Here is a 16,057-nt window from a genome sequence, read left to right as displayed (position 1 = left end):
GATGCGTGACCGCCTGATCTTCGCTGGCCAGCTCGGATTCACACTGCTCGTCGCGGCGTTTCTCGTCGTGCCGGTGGTGCTGTCGATTTCCGCCGGCGTCACCGTCAATTACTTCCGCGGCATCCAGTCGGGCGTCACACTGCAATGGGTGGTGCAGGTCTGGAACCTCTATGCCGGCGAAATCGGGTTGTCGTTTCTGATCGCCTTCGCGACCCTGGCGGTGACGCTGGTTGTCGGCGTGCCCGCAGCTTATGGGTTACACGTGAAGGGCGGGAGGTTGTCGCGCGTGATCGAGGAGATCATCACGCTGCCGCTGGCGATTCCCGGCCTCGCCATCGCGCTGGCGCTGCTGCTGACTTATGGCGGCTTCGGTGGTTTCAGACAGTCGTGGCTGTTCATCCTCACGGGCCATGTGGTCTTCACCATGCCCTTCATGGTGCGCTCGGTGATGGCGGTGTTCGCTTCGGTGGATATCAAGACGCTGGACGAGGGGGCTGCCTCGCTCGGCGCCTCGCCATGGAGGCGGTTTTGCAACGTCATCGTTCCGAACGCCATGCCCGGCATTCTCGCCGGATCGCTGATGGTGGTGACGCTGTCGCTCGGCGAGTTCAATCTGACCTGGATGCTGCACACACCGCTGACCAAGACGCTGCCGGTCGGCCTCGCCGATAGTTACGCGTCGATGCGGCTCGAAGTGGCATCGGCCTACACACTGATCTTTTTCATCATGATTGTGCCTCTTCTGGTGGCGATGCAGATGTTTGCCGAGAAGGGCGAAAAGAAATGAGCGGGATCGCAGGCCACGGTGCGGCCGTCCATATCGAGAACTGCGGCAAGACCTTTCCGGACGGCACCCAGGCGTTGGCGCCGGCCTCGCTGGATATCGTGTCAGGCGAGACGCTGGTTCTGCTCGGCCCCTCTGGCTGCGGCAAGACCACCATGCTGCGGATCATCGCCGGGCTGGAGACGCCCGATGCGGGCGGCCGTGTGTTGTTCGACAAGACCGACATGACCGCGGTGCCAATCGAGCAGCGCCATGTCGGCATGGTGTTCCAGTCCTATGCACTGTTTCCCAACATGACGGTGGCCGAGAACATCAGCTACGGGCTGAAGATCCGCGGCGTCGACAAGGCGGCGCGGGCGGCGCGTGTCGCCGAAATGGTGGCGCTGACCAATATCGGCGGGCTCGAGAACCGCCGGATCGATCAATTGTCTGGCGGCCAGCGTCAGCGCGTCGCGCTGGCGCGCGCGGTGGCCGTGCGCCCACGGGTGCTGCTGCTGGATGAGCCGTTGACCGCGCTCGATGCGTCGCTGCGCGACCGGCTGCGCAGTGAACTCAACAGCCTGCTACGCTCGCTCGGGATCACCGCGATCTATGTGACTCACGACCAAGCCGAAGCGATGGAACTCGGCGATCGCATCGTGGTCATGCGCAAGGGCGCCATCGCGCAGATCGGCACGCCGCGCGAGATCTACTTTGCTCCCCAGAACCGTTTTGTCGCCGAATTCGTCGGCGCGGCCAATATCGTCGAAGGGCCGGTGAGCGGCGGTCGGCTGACGCTGCCCGGCGGCTGGCTGGCGCTCAATGATGCCGCCGACAACGCTGCGGCAGCGGCGATGATCCGGCCGGAGACCATCGGAATTGTCGCCGAGGCGGACGCCTTCCTGCGCGGCACAGTCGAAAGCGTCGCCTTTATCGGCGATCGCCAGCGTCTCGTGGTGACGGGTGCGGCGAACAAGCCGTTGACGGTGGACGCGCCGAACACCATCAATGTGCGTGCAGGGGAGCACGTCGGCCTGTCGGTCACGCCTCAAGCGGTTCGCGTGTTGCCGAAAGAAGGTTGATGTCGAAGCCCAAGCCCACCATCATCGCGCAGATCTCCGATCTGCATATCAAGGTGCCGGGCGAGCTGGCCTATGGCAAGGTCGACACGGCCAAGGCGCTGGAGCGCTGTGTGGCCGAGCTGAACGCACTCGATCCGCGGCCCGATCTCGTTGTCATCTCCGGCGATCTCGTTGATACGCCGACGCCCGGCGAATACGAGCATCTGTGGCGGCTGCTCGCTCCGCTCAAGATCCCGTTCATCGGCGTACCCGGCAATCACGACGCCCGCGACATGATGCGCGCGGCATTCCCTGATTGGGCTTATGCGAAGTCGTCGGGCCCGCTCGATCAGGCGCGGACGGTTGGTCCGCTCGATATCATCCTGCTGGACTCGCATGTTCCGGGAAAGCCGCACGGCACGCTGGAAGCGGCAACGCTGGAGTGGCTGGATGCCACGCTGGCATCGTCGCGTGGGCGGCCGGCATTGTTATTCCTGCATCATCCGCCGTTCCGCACCGGCATCACGCACATGGACGTGCAGGACCTGTTCAACGCGGATGACCTCGCAACCATCGTCCGCAAGCATCCGCGTGTGCGGATCGTCGCTGCCGGCCACGTGCATCGTGCGACGCTGACGACATTCGGCGGGACGGTTGCGACCATTTGCCCGGCGCCGAACCATGCGGTCGATCTCGACATCGCCGAATTGCGTCCGCCGTCCTTCCGTGTCGAGCCGCCGGCTTTCCACCTGCATGTCTGGTTTCCGGATGGCGAGGAGGGCGGCCATCTGGTCACGCATCAGGTGCCGATCGGCGACTTCGACGGCCCGCATCCGTTCTTCGGCGCGGATGGGAAGTTGCTCTGAGCTAGACCAGCGCGTTGGCCGCGATCAGGCTGCGATAGAATTCGGCTGACAGCTTCGGCGTTCGTTTCTGCGTCGCGAAGTCGACGTGATACAGCCCGAAGCGTTTTTCATAGCCATCCGACCACTCGAAATTATCCATCAGGCTCCAGTGGAAATACCCCCTTACGGGGATGCCTTCCGACGTCGCGCGCTGCAGATGCGTGAGATAGTTCCTGAGATACATGACGCGGTCGAGGTCGTGGATCTTGCCGTCACCGGCCGGCCGGTCGGCGGCCGATGTACCGTTCTCGCTGATATAGATCTGCTTGACGTTCCAGACCTTGGCGACATTGCGGGGCGCCCAATACAGCGCCTCCGGCCCGATCCGCAGCCAGTCCGAATCCATGCGCGGGAACGAGGTCGGGAACGGCACCAGCGCGAAGCCGTGCTGATCGCCACTCGCTACCACATAATATTGCGGCATGTAGACGTTGAGACCGACGAAATCGACGGGGGAAGAAATGATCTTCAGTTCTTCGGCGGTGAAGCTCGGCGCATTCTTGCCGGCATAGGCCAGGAATGCATCGGTGTATCTGCCTTCGAGGATGACGGTCATGTAGCCACCATTCATCTCGCGCGTTGCGATTTCGGCTGCGCGGATATTGGCAGGCGTCTCGATGGCCGGAACGCAGGATGCGACATTCTCGGCAACGCCGACCTTCGTGTCGGCGCGTCCATTGGCGCGGATCGCCTGCACAGCCATGCCGTGGCCCAGTGCGACGTGATGGCGAACCTGGTTGAGCTGCGGCTGTGGCAGCTTCAGGCCGGGCGCGAGCTCGACCGGGCCGTGACCATAGCCGAAATCCACGAAGGTCCCGCATTCATTGATGGTGAAGATGTTTTTGACGCGGTCGGTGATGCGCTGTGCGACATGGCCAGCATAGTCGCCGAACGCCTTCGGCGTATCTGATGACGCCCAGCCGCCAACGCGATCCTGCAGCGCCTGTGGCAGATCCCAGTGATACAGAGTGGCGAATGGCTCGATGCCATTGGCCAATAACTCGTCGATGAGGCGGTTGTAGAAATCGAGCCCTTGCGGATTGGGCGTGCCCACGCCGGTCGGAAATACGCGCGACCATGAGATGGAGAAGCGATAGGCCTTCGCGCCCAGCGCCTTCATCAGTTGGACGTCTTCCTTGTAGCGTTGGAAATGATCCACCGCGTGGTCGCCGTTGCCGCCGCCGCGAATCTTGTTCGGCGTGTGCGAATAGCTGTCCCAGATCGAGGGGCCGCGGCCTTTGGCCGAGACGGCGCCCTCGATCTGATAGGCCGACGTTGCGGTGCCCCAGACGAAATCCGCCGGAAAACGCCGGTCGTTGGCAAGCGCCGCCGGTGTGGCCGAGGGTGTGGCCGAGACTGTTTGTGCCTCAGCCTGCGCAGTCGGGACGGCGAGGCCGGCGGCGAGCGCGCCGGCCGCTCCGGCAAAATCGCGGCGCGTGAAACGATGGGACACCGGTACTTCCTGCTATCTGCAGATGTGACGATCAATCGTCATGCGGTTCATGATAGTTCTCTGCGCCGCCTTTCCAATAGCCTGACGCCTTGACCCACGCTTTGGGATGCTGGCGCTCGTCGACGAGAATCCTGCGGAGGCGCTTGGCAGCCTCGGATTCTCCGGCGATGAAGGCATAGCCGTCTCCAAGGGGAAGTTTGAGGCTGCGCAGAGCATCCTCCATCAGGGTGGTCGATCCGGCGCTCTGCTGGCCACGATGCAGCCAGTTGATGGTGACGGACGCCTTGGATGCGAAGATCTGCTCCTCGGCGGCGTCGGCGACTTCTGCGATCACGATGGCCCGTGTGGCAGGGCGTAGTTCTTCAAGTCGGCGGCCGATGGCGGGCAGGGCAGTCTCGTCGCCGATCAGCAGGTACCAGTCGAAGTCGTCCGGCACGACGAACGAGCCGCGCGGGCCACCGATGCCGAGCTTGTCGCCTGGCTTCGCATTCGCAGCCCATGTCGTGGCCGGCCCGGCATCATGAATGGCGAAATCGATGTCGAGCTCTTGCGCGGCTGCGTCATAGCGCCGGGGCGTGTAGTCCCGCGCGATTGGCCGCGCGCTCTCATCGACCAGCACGCGGCCTTCGCTGAAGACGGGCATCAGTGGCTCGGCTTCGCCGGGGCGCGGGAAGAACACCTTGACGTGGTTGTCATAGGACGCGCTGACGAAGCCATCGAGGTCGTCACCGGTGAGGGTGATGCGCTTCATATGCGGCGTCACGGACGTCACGCGTTTGACGGTCAGCAGACGGCGCTTCAGCTCGTGACGAACGCGCGTGATGTGATGAAGATCATTTGAAATGGTGTCTGAAGATGTGTCGGTCATGTGGATTCCCGGGGAATCCAGATCGGCCTGTTTGACGCGATGTCGCGCAGGTCGAGCCTGGATCAGGTTCGATCGGCGCGTTGGTTCACGTTAACGCTTACGTGCGGCCTCGCCGAGACAGCAATCACGGCAGAGGTAGCGAAACGTCCTTTTACGTGCAAGCCCGGGATTGTCGCACGTGCTGCACGATGGCGTGAGGCCGGAAGCCTTCTAAACTGGCTGACGTCACCGCATGGACATTGCGGCCTTTCCGGGGGAGAACCGTTTCCGGATATGGCGGCGTGCCCCCGAAATCGTTGGACGAGATAGACCTGATGAGCACTGAAGCAAAGTCTGCCACGCGCGTGGCCATTGTTGGCCTCGGCCCGATCGGCCGCAAGGTGGCCGAAGCACTGGACCGCGGCATCGACGGCCTGGTTCTGGCGGCAGTCGCCGTGCAGAATCCGGAGAAGCATCAGGCGTTCCTGTCAGGTCTCGGCAAGGCGCCGCCGGTGCTGCCGATCGCGGATCTCGTGGATGTCGCCGATATCGTGATCGAATGTGCGCCGGCCAAGCTGCTGCCCGAGATCGTCAAGCCGTTCGTCAGCAAGGGCAAGACCGCGATTGTGCTGAGCGCTGGAGCGCTGTTGTTCAATGAGGATCTCGTCGCGCTGGCCAAGCAGAACGGCGGTCAGATCGTGGTGCCAACCGGGGCGCTGATCGGCCTCGACGCGGTGACGGCTGCAGCCGAGGGCAAGATCAACTCGGTCCGCATGGTAACGCGCAAGCCGGTGAAGGGTCTCGCCGGCGCGCCCTATATCGTCGAGAACAAGATCGACATCGAGAGCATCACCGAACCCCTGAAGATTTTCGAGGGCACGGCGCGCGAGGCCGCCAAGGGCTTTCCCGCCAATCTCAATGTCGCCGTCGCGCTGTCGCTTGCGGGCGCGGGCCCTGATGCCACAACGCTGGAAATCTGGGCCGATCCGGCGTTGACGCGCAACGTTCACCGCGTCGAGGTGGATTCGGATTCCGCGCGGTTCTCGATGCAGATCGAGAATATCCCGTCGGAGAATCCGAAGACCGGCCGCATCACGGCGCTGTCGGTGATTGCCTATCTGCGCAAGCAGCGGGCGGCACTGCGCGTCGGGACGTAAGGTCTATTTGCCGCTTTCGGCTTGATGCGCAGGGCCTGTCTGCTGCGCAGTCTCGATTCCCTGGGTCCGGGCGATCCTGGCAAGCTCGCAGCCCTCGCAATAGCGGCGATCCTTGTACTCGATCCAGTTGTGCGCGAACACGCGCTCATTCGGGATGTCGTAGCGGGCCTGCAGCACGCGGACCAGCACGCGCCATGCCGCGATCTGCGCGTCAGTCGGCGGCTTGCGAACATTGGGGTAGTTGCCGACGAACTCGACCCCGATCGATGAGTCATCGTCGATCTGCTGATAGGTCCCGCTGTTGTCGATATATTTGTTGTCGTTGCGGTTGCCGCGGTTGAGATGTTTCGGTACCGCCCATTCCGGCGTCGACCAGTAAACCGTGCCGTCGGTTTCGATCCAGATGGCGACGCCGCGACGATCGGGTTTCTGCATCTGCGCGACCGCGTTACGCCAAGCGGAGCCGACCGCGCCTTCCGACTGATGCACGACGATGTTGCGCCATTCACGGGCGTGGCGGAGATCGGTCCATGGCCTTAGCCAGACCATGTTGAGGCCGGGAATGTCGGGGGTGCCGCGGGAGCGGGCGGCGATCTCGAAGTTTGACAGCGTCTGGGCGGTCGCCGGTGTGGCGATCGCGCACAAAGCCAGCAATACCCCGACGATCCGATCTCTCATGTCCCTCGTTTCCGAAGGCGTCTCATAACGCCTCCGGAAAGCGTAACCGAGCCGCGCTGGGAGTCAAATCCGCGGCTCGGTATGATCGTCGCGCTAGGGCAGCCTGCGCGCGTAGGTTGCGCTCAGTTGAAGTATTCGGGCAGGGTGAAGCCGGCGTAGAACTTGTCGTTGCGGATCGCGGTCTTGAACGTGTCCGATTGATAGGCCGCAACGATGTCCTTCGCGCACGGCGCCTCGGCATTGCCCCGCCGGACGGCCACGACATTGGTGTAGGGCTTGGTCATCTTTTCCAGCGCGAAGGCCTCGGTCAGCTTCAGCCCGCTATAGATCGCGAAATTGCCCTGCACGGCGGCGAAGTCGGCATCGCCAAGGGCGCGCGGCGCCTGCGCATTCTCCAGCGGCACGATCTTGATGCCCTTTGGATTCTTGATCACGTCGAGCTCGGTGACATCGACGGGGTTGTTGTCCTTGATCTCGATCCAGCCGAGGTCGCGCAGGATCCACAATGCGCGCTGCAGGTTCACGGGATCATTGGGCACCACCACGGTCGCGCCGGCCTTCACGGCATCGGACGTCTTGTGCTTGGTCGAATAGAGACCCATCGGCGGCGTCGGCACCGTGATGATGCCGGTGAGGTCGGTCTTCTGGCGCTGGTTATAGCTGTCGAGGAACACCGTGTGCTGCATCACATTGGCGTCGATGTCGTTCTTGAACACCGCGGTGTTGGCTTCCAGGCCGGTCGAGAACTCGTAATATTTGACAGTATAGCCCTTCTTTTTCAGCTCGGGCTCGACGCCCTTCTTGAAGCCGTCGATATAGGGGCCGGGCACGAAACCGACCTTCAGTTCAGGCTTGGTGGCGGACTGCGCGTCGGCATGGTCGCCAAAGGAGACGAGTGCGAGCATCGCTGCAGCGACGACGGAGAGGGCGGTCTTCATTGTCGTTGTCTTTCAGGGAATGTCAGAATGGGATTACTTCGGCGCCCAGATCTTCACGTCGCTGGCATCGACCTTCACGGGGATCAGCTTTTCGTTGAAGAAGGCGTCGGCGATGATCTGCTGCTCGGACAGGCCGGCCTTGGTGACGGCGCCGACCTTGTAGGAGCGGTGGCTGTTGGCTTCCTCGACGGTGGCGGCGTCGATGCCCCACAGGCTTGAGAGGAGCTTGGCGGCTTCCTTCGGCTCGGCCTTGGCCCATTTGCCGGTCTCGTCCAGCTTTTTGAAGATCACGTTCAGCACGTCGCCGCGCTTGTCGGCATAGGCGGCCGATGAGAGATAGTAGCGCTTGTAGCTGGCGAGGCCGTTGCTGCCGTCCGCAAGCACGCGCGCGTTGGACTGACGCTGCGCGCTGGTGAGGAACGGGTCCCACGCCACCCAGGCATCGACATTGCCGCCGACAAAGGCGATGCGGCCATCGGCCGGCGGTAGATAGGCCGGCTGGATGTCCTTGAAGGTGAGGCCGGCCTTGCTCAGCGCAGCGAGCAGCAGGAAGTGGCTGCCGGCACCCTTGGTCACCGCGACCTTCTTGCCCTTGAGATCGGCGACCGTCTTGAGCGGCGACTCCGCAGGAACCACGATAGCCTGCGCGGCAGGCGAGGCGGCTTCCTCGGCGATGTAAGCGAGCTTGGCGCCGGCCGCCTGCGCGAATAACGGCACGGTGTCGGCGACATCGGCGCCGAAGTCGACATTATTGGTGTTGATGGCCTCGAGCAGCGGCAGGCCGCTGGTGAATTCATGCCAGCTGATCTTCACGCCGAGCGGCGCGAGCGCCTTCTCCAATTCGCCATTGGTCTTCAGCACGGCGATCAGTGTCGACGACTTCTGATAGCCGATGCGCACCGTGTCCGGCGTCTGCGCACAAGCGAAGGAGACCGACAGCATGGAGGCTACGGCGGCCAGTTGCAGCGCCCGGGTGCGCCGGAACACGAAGCGTTCGATGAAGCGGGCGATGTGGATCGGAAGCATGTTGGCACTGCTTTGCTGATGATGTTTCGTGAGCAGCAAAGGTGCGAGAGCGGCTCGTTTCCGTCAATGAAATGGCCAACTGTAGTTCCGGGCGCGGCGATGCAGGCATGCTGCGATGGCCTTGTTGTGCAGCGGAAACGTTCTCTGCATGCCTTCCGGGTGGCTCCGGAAGAGCAGGTTATTTCCCCGCGGCGGAGATGAAGCTGCTCCGGGAGCCGACGTCAGGATTGCAAAACTTGCAGACTGCCCGCGACCTTTGAAAGCACAATCTTCGCAATCGCGCGTAGCGTTTGACCATCACGCCCTTGCATCCCCCGGGCGCAAATGGAGCAACAGCGCATGTCCTATTCCCGACGATCCGTGGTCGCAGGTCTCTCCGCAGCACTGTTGCTGTCAGCGGGGCTGATCGCATCGCCAGCCGCGGCGCAGGAGTTGAAGGAAATCCGCATCGGCTTCCAGAAGGCCGGCATCTTCCCGGCCGTGAAGCAGCGCGCGACGCTGGAGAAGGTGTTCAAGGAAAAGGGCATCAGCGTGCGCTGGGTCGAGTTCCAGTTCGGGCCGCCGATCCTCGAAGCGATCAATACCGGCAATGTCGACTTCGGCTATGCCGGCGACGCGCCGCCGATCTTCGCGCAGGCTGCGCGTGCCAATCTCGTCTATATCGCCGCCATCCCGTCGCGCGGCTACAATCAGGGCATCGTCGTTCCCGACAATTCGCCGATCAAGACGCTCGCCGATCTCAAGGGCAAGAAGGTCGGCTTCGGCAAGGGATCGAGCGCGCATAACACCATCATCGCCGCGCTGGAGAAGGCCGGATTGACCTATGCGGATATCACGCCGGTCTATCTCGGCCCCGCCGACGCGGTGGCGGCATTCGCCGGTGGCAATATCGACGCGTGGTCGATCTGGGATCCGTATCTGGCGCTCGCCGAGGGCAAACAGGCGCGGGTGATTGCCTTCTCCAAGGATGTGCAGGATTCCATTTCGTTCTTTCTCGCCAACAAGGATTTCACCACCAGACACCCGGACATCGTCGCGCTGTTCAACAAGACCTTTGCCGATGAAGGAAAGTGGGCCGAGGCCAATCGGCCGGAGGTCGCAACGAAGCTTCAGGAGGCGACCGGTGTCGAGAAGACCGCCACCACGCGCGCCGTCGAGCGGTCGAACTATACGGTGGTGCCGATCAATGACCGGATCATTGCCACCCAGCAGGAGACGGCGGATCGCTTCCACAAGCTCGGCCTGATCCCCAAGGCGATCAATGTGAAGGACATCGTCTGGACCTGGACCCCGGGCTCCTGAGCTCCCGAAAACTCGCCGGGAGACGATTAGCGCTGTCACCAGCTGTCTCCCGGCACTCTTTTACTCCCGCAGGCCATTGAAACCGCTGGATTTTCCTCATTTGTGCAGTGCGGTTGAAATAATGCCCAAAATCAGTAGGTTGCCGCCACGGCGCCCGCGACACGCAGGCCGGCCCCGTGCTTCACAACTGCGCAGAAACGTCATTCAATGAACGCTCCCCTGTCCAAGCCGACCGGAGCGCCCCTGCCAGTTCTCGATCCGCAAGATCCTGGCCAACAAGGGCGTGCCATCATCTCCTTCGATGGCGTCAGCAAGATCTTCCCGTCGCGGAAGGATTCCGCCGAGGTGAAGGCGGTCGACGACATCGACCTCGTGGTGCCCGAAGGCGCCATTGTCGGCGTGATCGGCAAGAGCGGCGCCGGCAAGTCGACGCTCATCCGCCTGATCAACGGGCTCGAGCAGCCGACCCACGGCAAGGTCACCGTCGACGGCCTCGACATCGGATCGCTGGACGAGAAGGCGCTGCGCCAGGCGCGCCGCTCCATCGGCATGATCTTCCAGCATTTCAACCTGCTGTCGTCACGCACCGCCTTCGACAACATCGCGCTGCCGCTGGAAATCGCCGGCACGCCCCGCAGGGACATCAAGGGCATCGTCGAGCCGCTGCTCGACATGGTCGGTCTTGCCGACAAGCGCGACCGTTATCCGGCCGAACTCTCCGGCGGACAGAAGCAGCGCGTCGGCATCGCTCGTGCGCTGGCCACCAAACCGAAAGTGCTACTGTCGGACGAGGCGACCTCGGCGCTCGATCCGGAGACCACGGCGCAGATCATCGCGCTGCTCAAGCAGATCAATGCCGATCTCAACCTGACCATCCTCTTCATCACCCATGAAATGTCCGTGGTGAAGAAGCTCGCGCAGCGCGTCGCCGTGATGGAAGGCGGCCAGATCATCGAGCAGGGCACCACCTACGAGATCTTCTCGAAGCCGACCCACGCGACGACCAAGCGCTTCGTCGGCGAAGTCACCGGCGGCAATGTGCCGGAATGGCTGCAAAGCAAGCTGCTGGCCGACTACGTGCCCGGCCGTCAGGCCGTGATCCGCATCGCCTTCACCGGCGCCGACGCCGATGAGCCCGTGTTGTCGCGGCTCACCCGCGCTTACGGCGTCGACTTCAACATCATGCATGGGCAGATCGAATATGTCGCCGACCATCCGTTCGGCACGCTGATCGCATCCGTCGCCGCAGACCCGGAGCTGCAGGCGAAGCTGATCGCCGATCTCACCGCGACCCGCAACACCGTGGAGCATCTCGGCTATGTCGCCTGAACTGATCAACATGATCCTGTGGTCGACGCTGGACACGCTCACCATGGTGGCGCTGGCTGGCATTTTCGGCACGCTGGCCGGCCTGCCGCTCGGCATCTTCCTGGCGACCAGCCGTGCCGGTGAGCTGTTCCCGGCGCCGAACGTCAATCGGCTGCTTGGCCTCGTCGTCAATGCCACGCGCTCGACGCCGTTCATCATTCTCGTCGTCGCCATCGTGCCGCTGACGCGCCTGATCGCCGGCACCTCCATCGGCACCAGCGCCGCCGTGGTGCCGCTGACCATTGCCGCGACGCCGTTCATCGCGCGCGTGATCGAAGGCGCCATCCGCGAAGTCGATCAGGGCCTCGTCGAAGCCGCGCGTGCCTTTGGCGCCAGCCCGTTGCAGATCGTCTGGAAGGTGCTGCTGCCGGAAGCGATGCCGGCGGTGACGCTGGCGCTGACACTCGCGACCGTCAGCCTTATTGGTTATTCGGCCATGGTCGGCGCCGTCGGCGGCGGCGGGCTCGGCGATCTCGGCATCCGCTACGGCTATCAGCGCTTCATGCCGGAAGTCATGGCGACGGTCGTCGCCGTGCTGATCTGCCTCGTGCAGGGCGTGCAGAGCCTTGGCGACTTCATCTCGCGCCGCCTCGACAAGCGCACGCGACATTCCTGAGTGGTCACCCGCTGCAGCGGGCCCGCTCACACTCGTTTACTCACAATGGAAAACACAATGTCTCTTCGTCGTTACTTTCTCTCCATCCTCGCCTTCGCCGCGCTCACCGGTGCTGCGTCAGCCGAGACCATCAAGGTCGGCGTGACACCCGGTCCGCATGCGCAGGTGCTGGAAGCTGCCAAGGCCGTCGCCGCCAAGAAGGGCCTCGACATCCAGATCATCGAATTCTCCGACTATGTGGTGCCGAATGCGGCGCTGGAAGCCGGCGACCTGCAGGCCAATTCGTTCCAGCATCAGCCTTATCTCGACAACCAGGTGGCCGATCGCAAATACAAGATCGTTGCGGTGGGCAACACCATCAACTTCCCGATGGGCATCTATTCGAAGAAGGTGAAGACCTGGGACGAGGTCAAGTCAGGCGCCACGCTGGCGATCCCCAACGATCCGACCAATGGCGGCCGCGTGCTGATCCTGCTGCGCGACAAGGGCATCATCAAGTTGAAGGACGGCGTCGGCTTCAAGCCGACCTTGCTCGACATCACCGACAATCCGAAGAAGCTGAAGATCACCGAAGTCGACGCCGCGCAGCTCCCGCGCACGCTGCCTGACGTCGACGTCGCCGGCATCAACACCAATTACGCGACCCAGGCCGGCCTCGATCCGGTCAAGGACGCGATCCTGCGCGAGGACCCGAAGGGTCCTTACGCCAACATCATCGCCGTGCGTGCCGTGGACAAGGACAAGCCCTGGGTGAAGACGCTGGTGGAAAGCTATCAGTCGCCCGAGGTGAAGGCGTTCATCGACGAGAAGTTCAAGGGCTCGGTGCTCGCTACCTGGTAAGGTCCTTCTTTTCCCTCCCCCTTGCGGGGAGGGTGGCCGGCCGCTTGGCCGGTCGGGTGGGGGTGCCACAAGCGGCGCCCTCACGTGGGGCAACCCCCACCCCGGCCTCCGCTTCGCTCGGCCGACCCTTCCCGCCTAGCGAAGCTTCGCTTCGCGCGGGGGGAGGGATATTTCTGGCGCCGTCGCGCCATCGCATCTCCAAAATTTCAAAGAGCCACGCGCTCGCATTCTCGCGGCGCCAATGGCGTCCGAGTTTTGCGCATTCCTTCCCACCCTCAATCGAGAGGGCGTGCGGAACGCCGGGTGCCCGTTGCACCCTTGGGCCTGATGCGATGCGGTCTTCCGCAATCTATAGAGTGCATCAGGACTTTCGGACGCGCTGGGCGAGGTGCCCGGCGTTCCGCCTGCGGTGTTTTTTCGGTTGCCTGCACATCTGCCTTGGCGAACGGCCCCATCACCAAAATTAGTGTCCCAGGGCGGAGGGACAGGGTAGCCTCAAGCACTTAAGCCGGACGCGTTTCGATTTGGTCGTCCGTCACACTGTCCAGGGGTCTTTCCATCTCAAGGTCGGCCGTGTCCTTGCCAGTGGCAGTGCTGGCGCATATCCGTCCTGCCCGAAGACAGACGTCACCCATGAACCGCGTAACGCCGCATCTCCGGCGTCCACCGCATCCAGCCCCGCGAACGTGACGATCGCGCTCGCCCCTCTCATCGAGGCTGGACGGAGGGGAATATAATCAACGTAGGGATATTGTCAACGGAAGATAGGAAAAAATGTTTGAGCGCCGTCTCGCCACCCCACACTGTCATTCCGGGGCGCGGGCGCGCCTTCGCGCGCGCGAACCCGGAATCTCAGCATGGGAATCTCCAGACAGCGCAAAACACTCTGAGATTCCGGGTTCGCATTTCAGCGGCTTCGCCGCTTCCATGCGCCCCGGAATGACGAGCGAGGCGGCCCGGCATCTACGGTCGGCCTTCAGCCGTAAATCGCATGTCCACACGCCATCCCCTTGAAATCCAAACGCAATCTGCCGGTCGCAGCGGGCAGGGGATGTGACCTCACATGAGGTTGAGACCCGCCGCGTGACGTGTTACCTGATGCCGCGCGCGGGTATAGCTCAATGGTAGAGCAGCAGCCTTCCAAGCTGAATACCCGGGTTCGATTCCCGGTACCCGCTCCAACCAATCTCCCCCATCGCACCTCAAAAATCACTTACGATTCAATGAGTTGCATGGGGTGGAACTCTGGTCAAGACCCCCTAATCAGACTGTCCACGATATTGTTGGGGCGCTCCTCGGGCGCAGGCTAAATCGGCCACAAAATCAATAGCTTGCCTACCTCAACTATCAAAGAACTCCGGAATGCCCTTTTTTGGAGGTGATTCCGTGAACTTGGGTGATTTCCAGTGCGCTAGGTAATCAGACTACGTGGCTGTGGCCGGGCTGTTTTTTAAAGTGGCAAATCAGCGGGAACAAATGCACTCATACTACCGAAGGTAATTCAGTGGCAGGCGGGCATTTATGGGTGAACTTCTTGAGGGAGACGATGGGCTGCCTGCCGAGGATGTTGGCCAATGGGCAAAGGAGAAGCAGGAGCTTCTCTGTCGTTACGTTGACATCTCGCGAGGCGTCCGCGCTCGGTTCATCGGACCATTGAAAGCTGGTGCAACCTATATCGACCTATTCTGCGGCCCCGGCAGGTCGAAGGTTCGGAACGGACCATTTATCGATGGAAGCTGCGTGGCGGCGTGGCGCAAGAGCGTAGAGGTAGGTTCGCCATTTACCCACGTGTACATCGCTGACATCGATGAGGTCCGTCTTGGTGCTGCCACTGAAAGGCTGCGGAAGCTTGGTGCTCCAGTAGTCCCAATGTTAGGGCCAGCGTCGGAAACCGTTCAGCAAATTGTCCGAAGGCTAGAGCCAGCTGGGCTGCACTTTGCGTTTATTGATCCATTCAGCCTTGGCGCTCTCGATTTCAACATTTTCAAAACGTTGGCGCTGCGCAAGCGAATGGATGTTTTGGTCCATCTCAGCAAGATGGATCTTCAGAGAAACTTAGATGAGAATTTGTCGTCGAAGGCATCGGCGTTTGATGCGTTCGCGCCAGGTTGGAAATCGGCAATCGACGTTGAGCAAGCTCAACGCGGAATTAGGACCGAGATCGTCAATCACTGGCGCGATCTCGTCTCTCAACTTGGTATCGACGCCTCGGCCGAAATGAAACTTCTAAAGGGGAGTCAGAACCAGCATCTTTATTGGCTGCTCCTGTTGGCTAATCACCAGCTAGCACACAAATTCTGGAAATATGCCGCTAACCCAGAGCGCCAGGGCGAGTTCTTCTAAAGTGGCGCAGCCGGCATTTCATCATAGGTGCGACCATTAAGCGTTCGACCGGCAGCCTTTTTATTCTTGCCGCCCCACTGCTTGAAGAAGAATGCAGTACCTGAACGTCGGCACATTGCTTCGATCTCATCGACCCACCTTGGATCCATTGGACGCGCGCGCGGTCCGCTTTCGCCGCCTACTATGGCCCAGTGTATCCCCGTCAAATCGCCAGCGGCGACCGATCCGATCAATGGCTCTAACGAAACGAAGCGAATAGCAGCAGGAACAGCACGGATTGCATCGAGTCGATGAAGCACACGGCCATCCTCGATGCTCGTCCCGAGCCAAACGTTAGGAAGCACAGCGAAGTCGGGATTGTGCAGGACCGATGCCATTCGCTCAGGGCGCTTCGTCAAAATCTGGTAAGTGTGGCGCGGAGTCTCCTCCATCACATCCCAAACGCGACGGATGAAGTCTACTGGCACATCCTCGTGGAACAGGTCTGACATTGAATTAACAAAGACCTTGCGCGGCTTTGCCCACGACTTCGGCGCCGATAGCGATTTTTCGTCTAAACCAATTTTCCCAGTCCAGACGGCGCGCTTTCCGCTCTTGCGAGTTAAGCCGGCGTATTTGTCGACGCCCATTGCTTCAAGGCGAGCAGCCATCCTCATCGCGTAGCAGTTGGTGCATCCAGCCGTCAGCACCGTGCATCCGGCGACCGGATTCCAAGTAGCGTCGGTCCATTCAATCGATGTTTCGGCCATGATTCGATATG

The 16,057-nt window shown here is 61.9% G+C and carries 15 protein-coding genes and 1 tRNA gene; 10 read left to right on the top strand and 6 right to left on the bottom strand.

Going from position 1 to position 16,057, the window contains the following annotated elements:
- Position 1: 1 nt before the first annotated feature.
- The 3 genes from AB8A50_RS10345 to AB8A50_RS10335 are packed head-to-tail and all read left to right on the top strand — an operon-like array spanning position 2 to position 2,690.
- The gene (locus AB8A50_RS10345) at positions 2-787 is read left to right on the top strand and encodes an ABC transporter permease (RefSeq protein WP_309945025.1); all 786 of its coding nucleotides are present in this window, start codon (positions 2-4) and stop codon (positions 785-787) included.
- A complete protein-coding gene (locus AB8A50_RS10340) occupies positions 784-1,845 on the top strand; it encodes an ABC transporter ATP-binding protein (RefSeq protein ID WP_439077588.1) in 1,062 nt (353 codons plus the stop codon). The genes AB8A50_RS10345 and AB8A50_RS10340 overlap by 4 nt, the downstream gene beginning before the upstream one ends.
- A complete protein-coding gene (locus AB8A50_RS10335; protein ID WP_439077587.1) occupies positions 1,845-2,690 on the top strand; it encodes a phosphodiesterase in 846 nt (281 codons plus the stop codon). The genes AB8A50_RS10340 and AB8A50_RS10335 overlap by 1 nt, the downstream gene beginning before the upstream one ends.
- A 1-nt stretch (position 2,691) precedes the next feature.
- Here the strand turns inward: AB8A50_RS10335 and AB8A50_RS10330 are convergent, their stop codons facing one another.
- Together AB8A50_RS10330 and AB8A50_RS10325 are read right to left on the bottom strand one after the other, a co-directional pair.
- Positions 2,692-4,182 carry a GH1 family beta-glucosidase gene (locus AB8A50_RS10330; protein WP_439077586.1) on the bottom strand — a complete coding sequence of 497 codons (1,491 nt, stop codon included), beginning with the start codon at positions 4,180-4,182 and terminating at the stop codon, positions 2,692-2,694.
- Between the two features lie 31 nt (positions 4,183-4,213).
- The gene (locus AB8A50_RS10325; RefSeq protein WP_439077585.1) at positions 4,214-5,050 is read right to left on the bottom strand and encodes a siderophore-interacting protein; all 837 of its coding nucleotides are present in this window, start codon (positions 5,048-5,050) and stop codon (positions 4,214-4,216) included.
- A 314-nt stretch (positions 5,051-5,364) separates the two neighbouring features.
- Between AB8A50_RS10325 and AB8A50_RS10320 the strand changes: the two genes are divergently transcribed.
- Positions 5,365-6,186, top strand: a complete 822-nt coding sequence (locus tag AB8A50_RS10320; RefSeq protein WP_439077584.1) for an aspartate dehydrogenase — start codon at positions 5,365-5,367, stop codon at positions 6,184-6,186.
- 3 nt (positions 6,187-6,189) lie between these two features.
- Here the strand turns inward: AB8A50_RS10320 and AB8A50_RS10315 are convergent, their stop codons facing one another.
- The 3 genes from AB8A50_RS10315 to AB8A50_RS10305 form a co-directional block, all read right to left on the bottom strand.
- Positions 6,190-6,864 carry a peptidoglycan recognition protein family protein gene (locus tag AB8A50_RS10315; protein ID WP_439077583.1) on the bottom strand — a complete coding sequence of 225 codons (675 nt, stop codon included), beginning with the start codon at positions 6,862-6,864 and terminating at the stop codon, positions 6,190-6,192.
- 122 nt (positions 6,865-6,986) lie between these two features.
- Positions 6,987-7,802: a MetQ/NlpA family ABC transporter substrate-binding protein gene (locus tag AB8A50_RS10310; RefSeq protein ID WP_439077582.1), complete on the bottom strand. Its 816-nt coding sequence runs from the start codon at positions 7,800-7,802 to the stop codon at positions 6,987-6,989.
- 33 nt (positions 7,803-7,835) lie between these two features.
- Positions 7,836-8,744 carry an aliphatic sulfonate ABC transporter substrate-binding protein gene (locus AB8A50_RS10305; RefSeq protein WP_089265635.1) on the bottom strand — a complete coding sequence of 303 codons (909 nt, stop codon included), beginning with the start codon at positions 8,742-8,744 and terminating at the stop codon, positions 7,836-7,838.
- Positions 8,745-9,167: 423 nt separating this feature from the next.
- Here AB8A50_RS10305 and AB8A50_RS10300 point away from each other — a divergent pair, with 423 nt between their 5' ends.
- The 6 genes from AB8A50_RS10300 (at position 9,168) to AB8A50_RS10275 (ending at position 15,297) form a co-directional block, all read left to right on the top strand.
- Positions 9,168-10,130: an aliphatic sulfonate ABC transporter substrate-binding protein gene (locus tag AB8A50_RS10300; RefSeq protein ID WP_439077581.1), complete on the top strand. Its 963-nt coding sequence runs from the start codon at positions 9,168-9,170 to the stop codon at positions 10,128-10,130.
- Positions 10,131-10,337: 207 nt separating this feature from the next.
- The gene (locus tag AB8A50_RS10295; protein WP_439077580.1) at positions 10,338-11,459 is read left to right on the top strand and encodes a methionine ABC transporter ATP-binding protein; all 1,122 of its coding nucleotides are present in this window, start codon (positions 10,338-10,340) and stop codon (positions 11,457-11,459) included.
- Positions 11,449-12,114, top strand: coding sequence for a methionine ABC transporter permease (locus AB8A50_RS10290; RefSeq protein ID WP_068732062.1), 666 nt, complete (start codon positions 11,449-11,451; stop codon positions 12,112-12,114). The genes AB8A50_RS10295 and AB8A50_RS10290 overlap by 11 nt, the downstream gene beginning before the upstream one ends.
- A 45-nt stretch (positions 12,115-12,159) precedes the next feature.
- On the top strand, positions 12,160-12,954 hold the full coding sequence (locus AB8A50_RS10285) for a MetQ/NlpA family ABC transporter substrate-binding protein (RefSeq protein ID WP_439077579.1): 795 nt from the start codon (positions 12,160-12,162) through the stop codon (positions 12,952-12,954).
- A gap of 1,107 nt (positions 12,955-14,061) precedes the next feature.
- A tRNA-Gly gene (locus AB8A50_RS10280) sits at positions 14,062-14,135 on the top strand.
- Between the two features lie 340 nt (positions 14,136-14,475).
- On the top strand, positions 14,476-15,297 hold the full coding sequence (locus tag AB8A50_RS10275; RefSeq protein ID WP_439077578.1) for a three-Cys-motif partner protein TcmP: 822 nt from the start codon (positions 14,476-14,478) through the stop codon (positions 15,295-15,297).
- Here the strand turns inward: AB8A50_RS10275 and AB8A50_RS10270 are convergent.
- Positions 15,294-16,046 (bottom strand): DUF5131 family protein, encoded by a 753-nt coding sequence (locus tag AB8A50_RS10270; RefSeq protein ID WP_439077577.1) that lies wholly within the window; start codon positions 16,044-16,046, stop codon positions 15,294-15,296. The genes AB8A50_RS10275 and AB8A50_RS10270 overlap by 4 nt on opposite strands.
- Positions 16,047-16,057: the final 11 nt, after the last annotated feature.

It is taken from the genome of Tardiphaga sp. 841_E9_N1_2 (assembly GCF_051811065.1).
Taxonomy (GTDB): domain Bacteria; phylum Pseudomonadota; class Alphaproteobacteria; order Rhizobiales; family Xanthobacteraceae; genus Tardiphaga; species Tardiphaga robiniae.
This window is presented reverse-complemented; position numbering and strand designations above follow the sequence as displayed.

Bases quoted from the DNA above. Each gene is read 5' to 3' on its own strand.
- AB8A50_RS10275 (WP_439077578.1), top strand. From the start codon at position 14,476: ATGGGTGAACTTCTTGAGGGAGACGATGGGCTGCCTGCCGAGGATGTT.
- AB8A50_RS10285 (WP_439077579.1), top strand. From the start codon at position 12,160: ATGGAAAACACAATGTCTCTTCGTCGTTACTTTCTCTCCATCCTCGCC.
- AB8A50_RS10325 (WP_439077585.1), bottom strand. From the start codon at position 5,050: ATGACCGACACATCTTCAGACACCATTTCAAATGATCTTCATCACATC.
- AB8A50_RS10290 (WP_068732062.1), top strand. From the start codon at position 11,449: ATGTCGCCTGAACTGATCAACATGATCCTGTGGTCGACGCTGGACACG.
- AB8A50_RS10310 (WP_439077582.1), bottom strand. From the start codon at position 7,802: ATGAAGACCGCCCTCTCCGTCGTCGCTGCAGCGATGCTCGCACTCGTC.
- AB8A50_RS10300 (WP_439077581.1), top strand. From the start codon at position 9,168: ATGTCCTATTCCCGACGATCCGTGGTCGCAGGTCTCTCCGCAGCACTG.
- AB8A50_RS10270 (WP_439077577.1), bottom strand. From the start codon at position 16,046: ATGGCCGAAACATCGATTGAATGGACCGACGCTACTTGGAATCCGGTC.
- AB8A50_RS10305 (WP_089265635.1), bottom strand. From the start codon at position 8,744: ATGCTGTCGGTCTCCTTCGCTTGTGCGCAGACGCCGGACACGGTGCGC.
- AB8A50_RS10345 (WP_309945025.1), top strand. From the start codon at position 2: ATGCGTGACCGCCTGATCTTCGCTGGCCAGCTCGGATTCACACTGCTC.
- AB8A50_RS10335 (WP_439077587.1), top strand. From the start codon at position 1,845: ATGTCGAAGCCCAAGCCCACCATCATCGCGCAGATCTCCGATCTGCAT.
- AB8A50_RS10320 (WP_439077584.1), top strand. From the start codon at position 5,365: ATGAGCACTGAAGCAAAGTCTGCCACGCGCGTGGCCATTGTTGGCCTC.
- AB8A50_RS10340 (WP_439077588.1), top strand. From the start codon at position 784: ATGAGCGGGATCGCAGGCCACGGTGCGGCCGTCCATATCGAGAACTGC.
- AB8A50_RS10315 (WP_439077583.1), bottom strand. From the start codon at position 6,864: ATGAGAGATCGGATCGTCGGGGTATTGCTGGCTTTGTGCGCGATCGCC.
- AB8A50_RS10295 (WP_439077580.1), top strand. From the start codon at position 10,338: ATGAACGCTCCCCTGTCCAAGCCGACCGGAGCGCCCCTGCCAGTTCTC.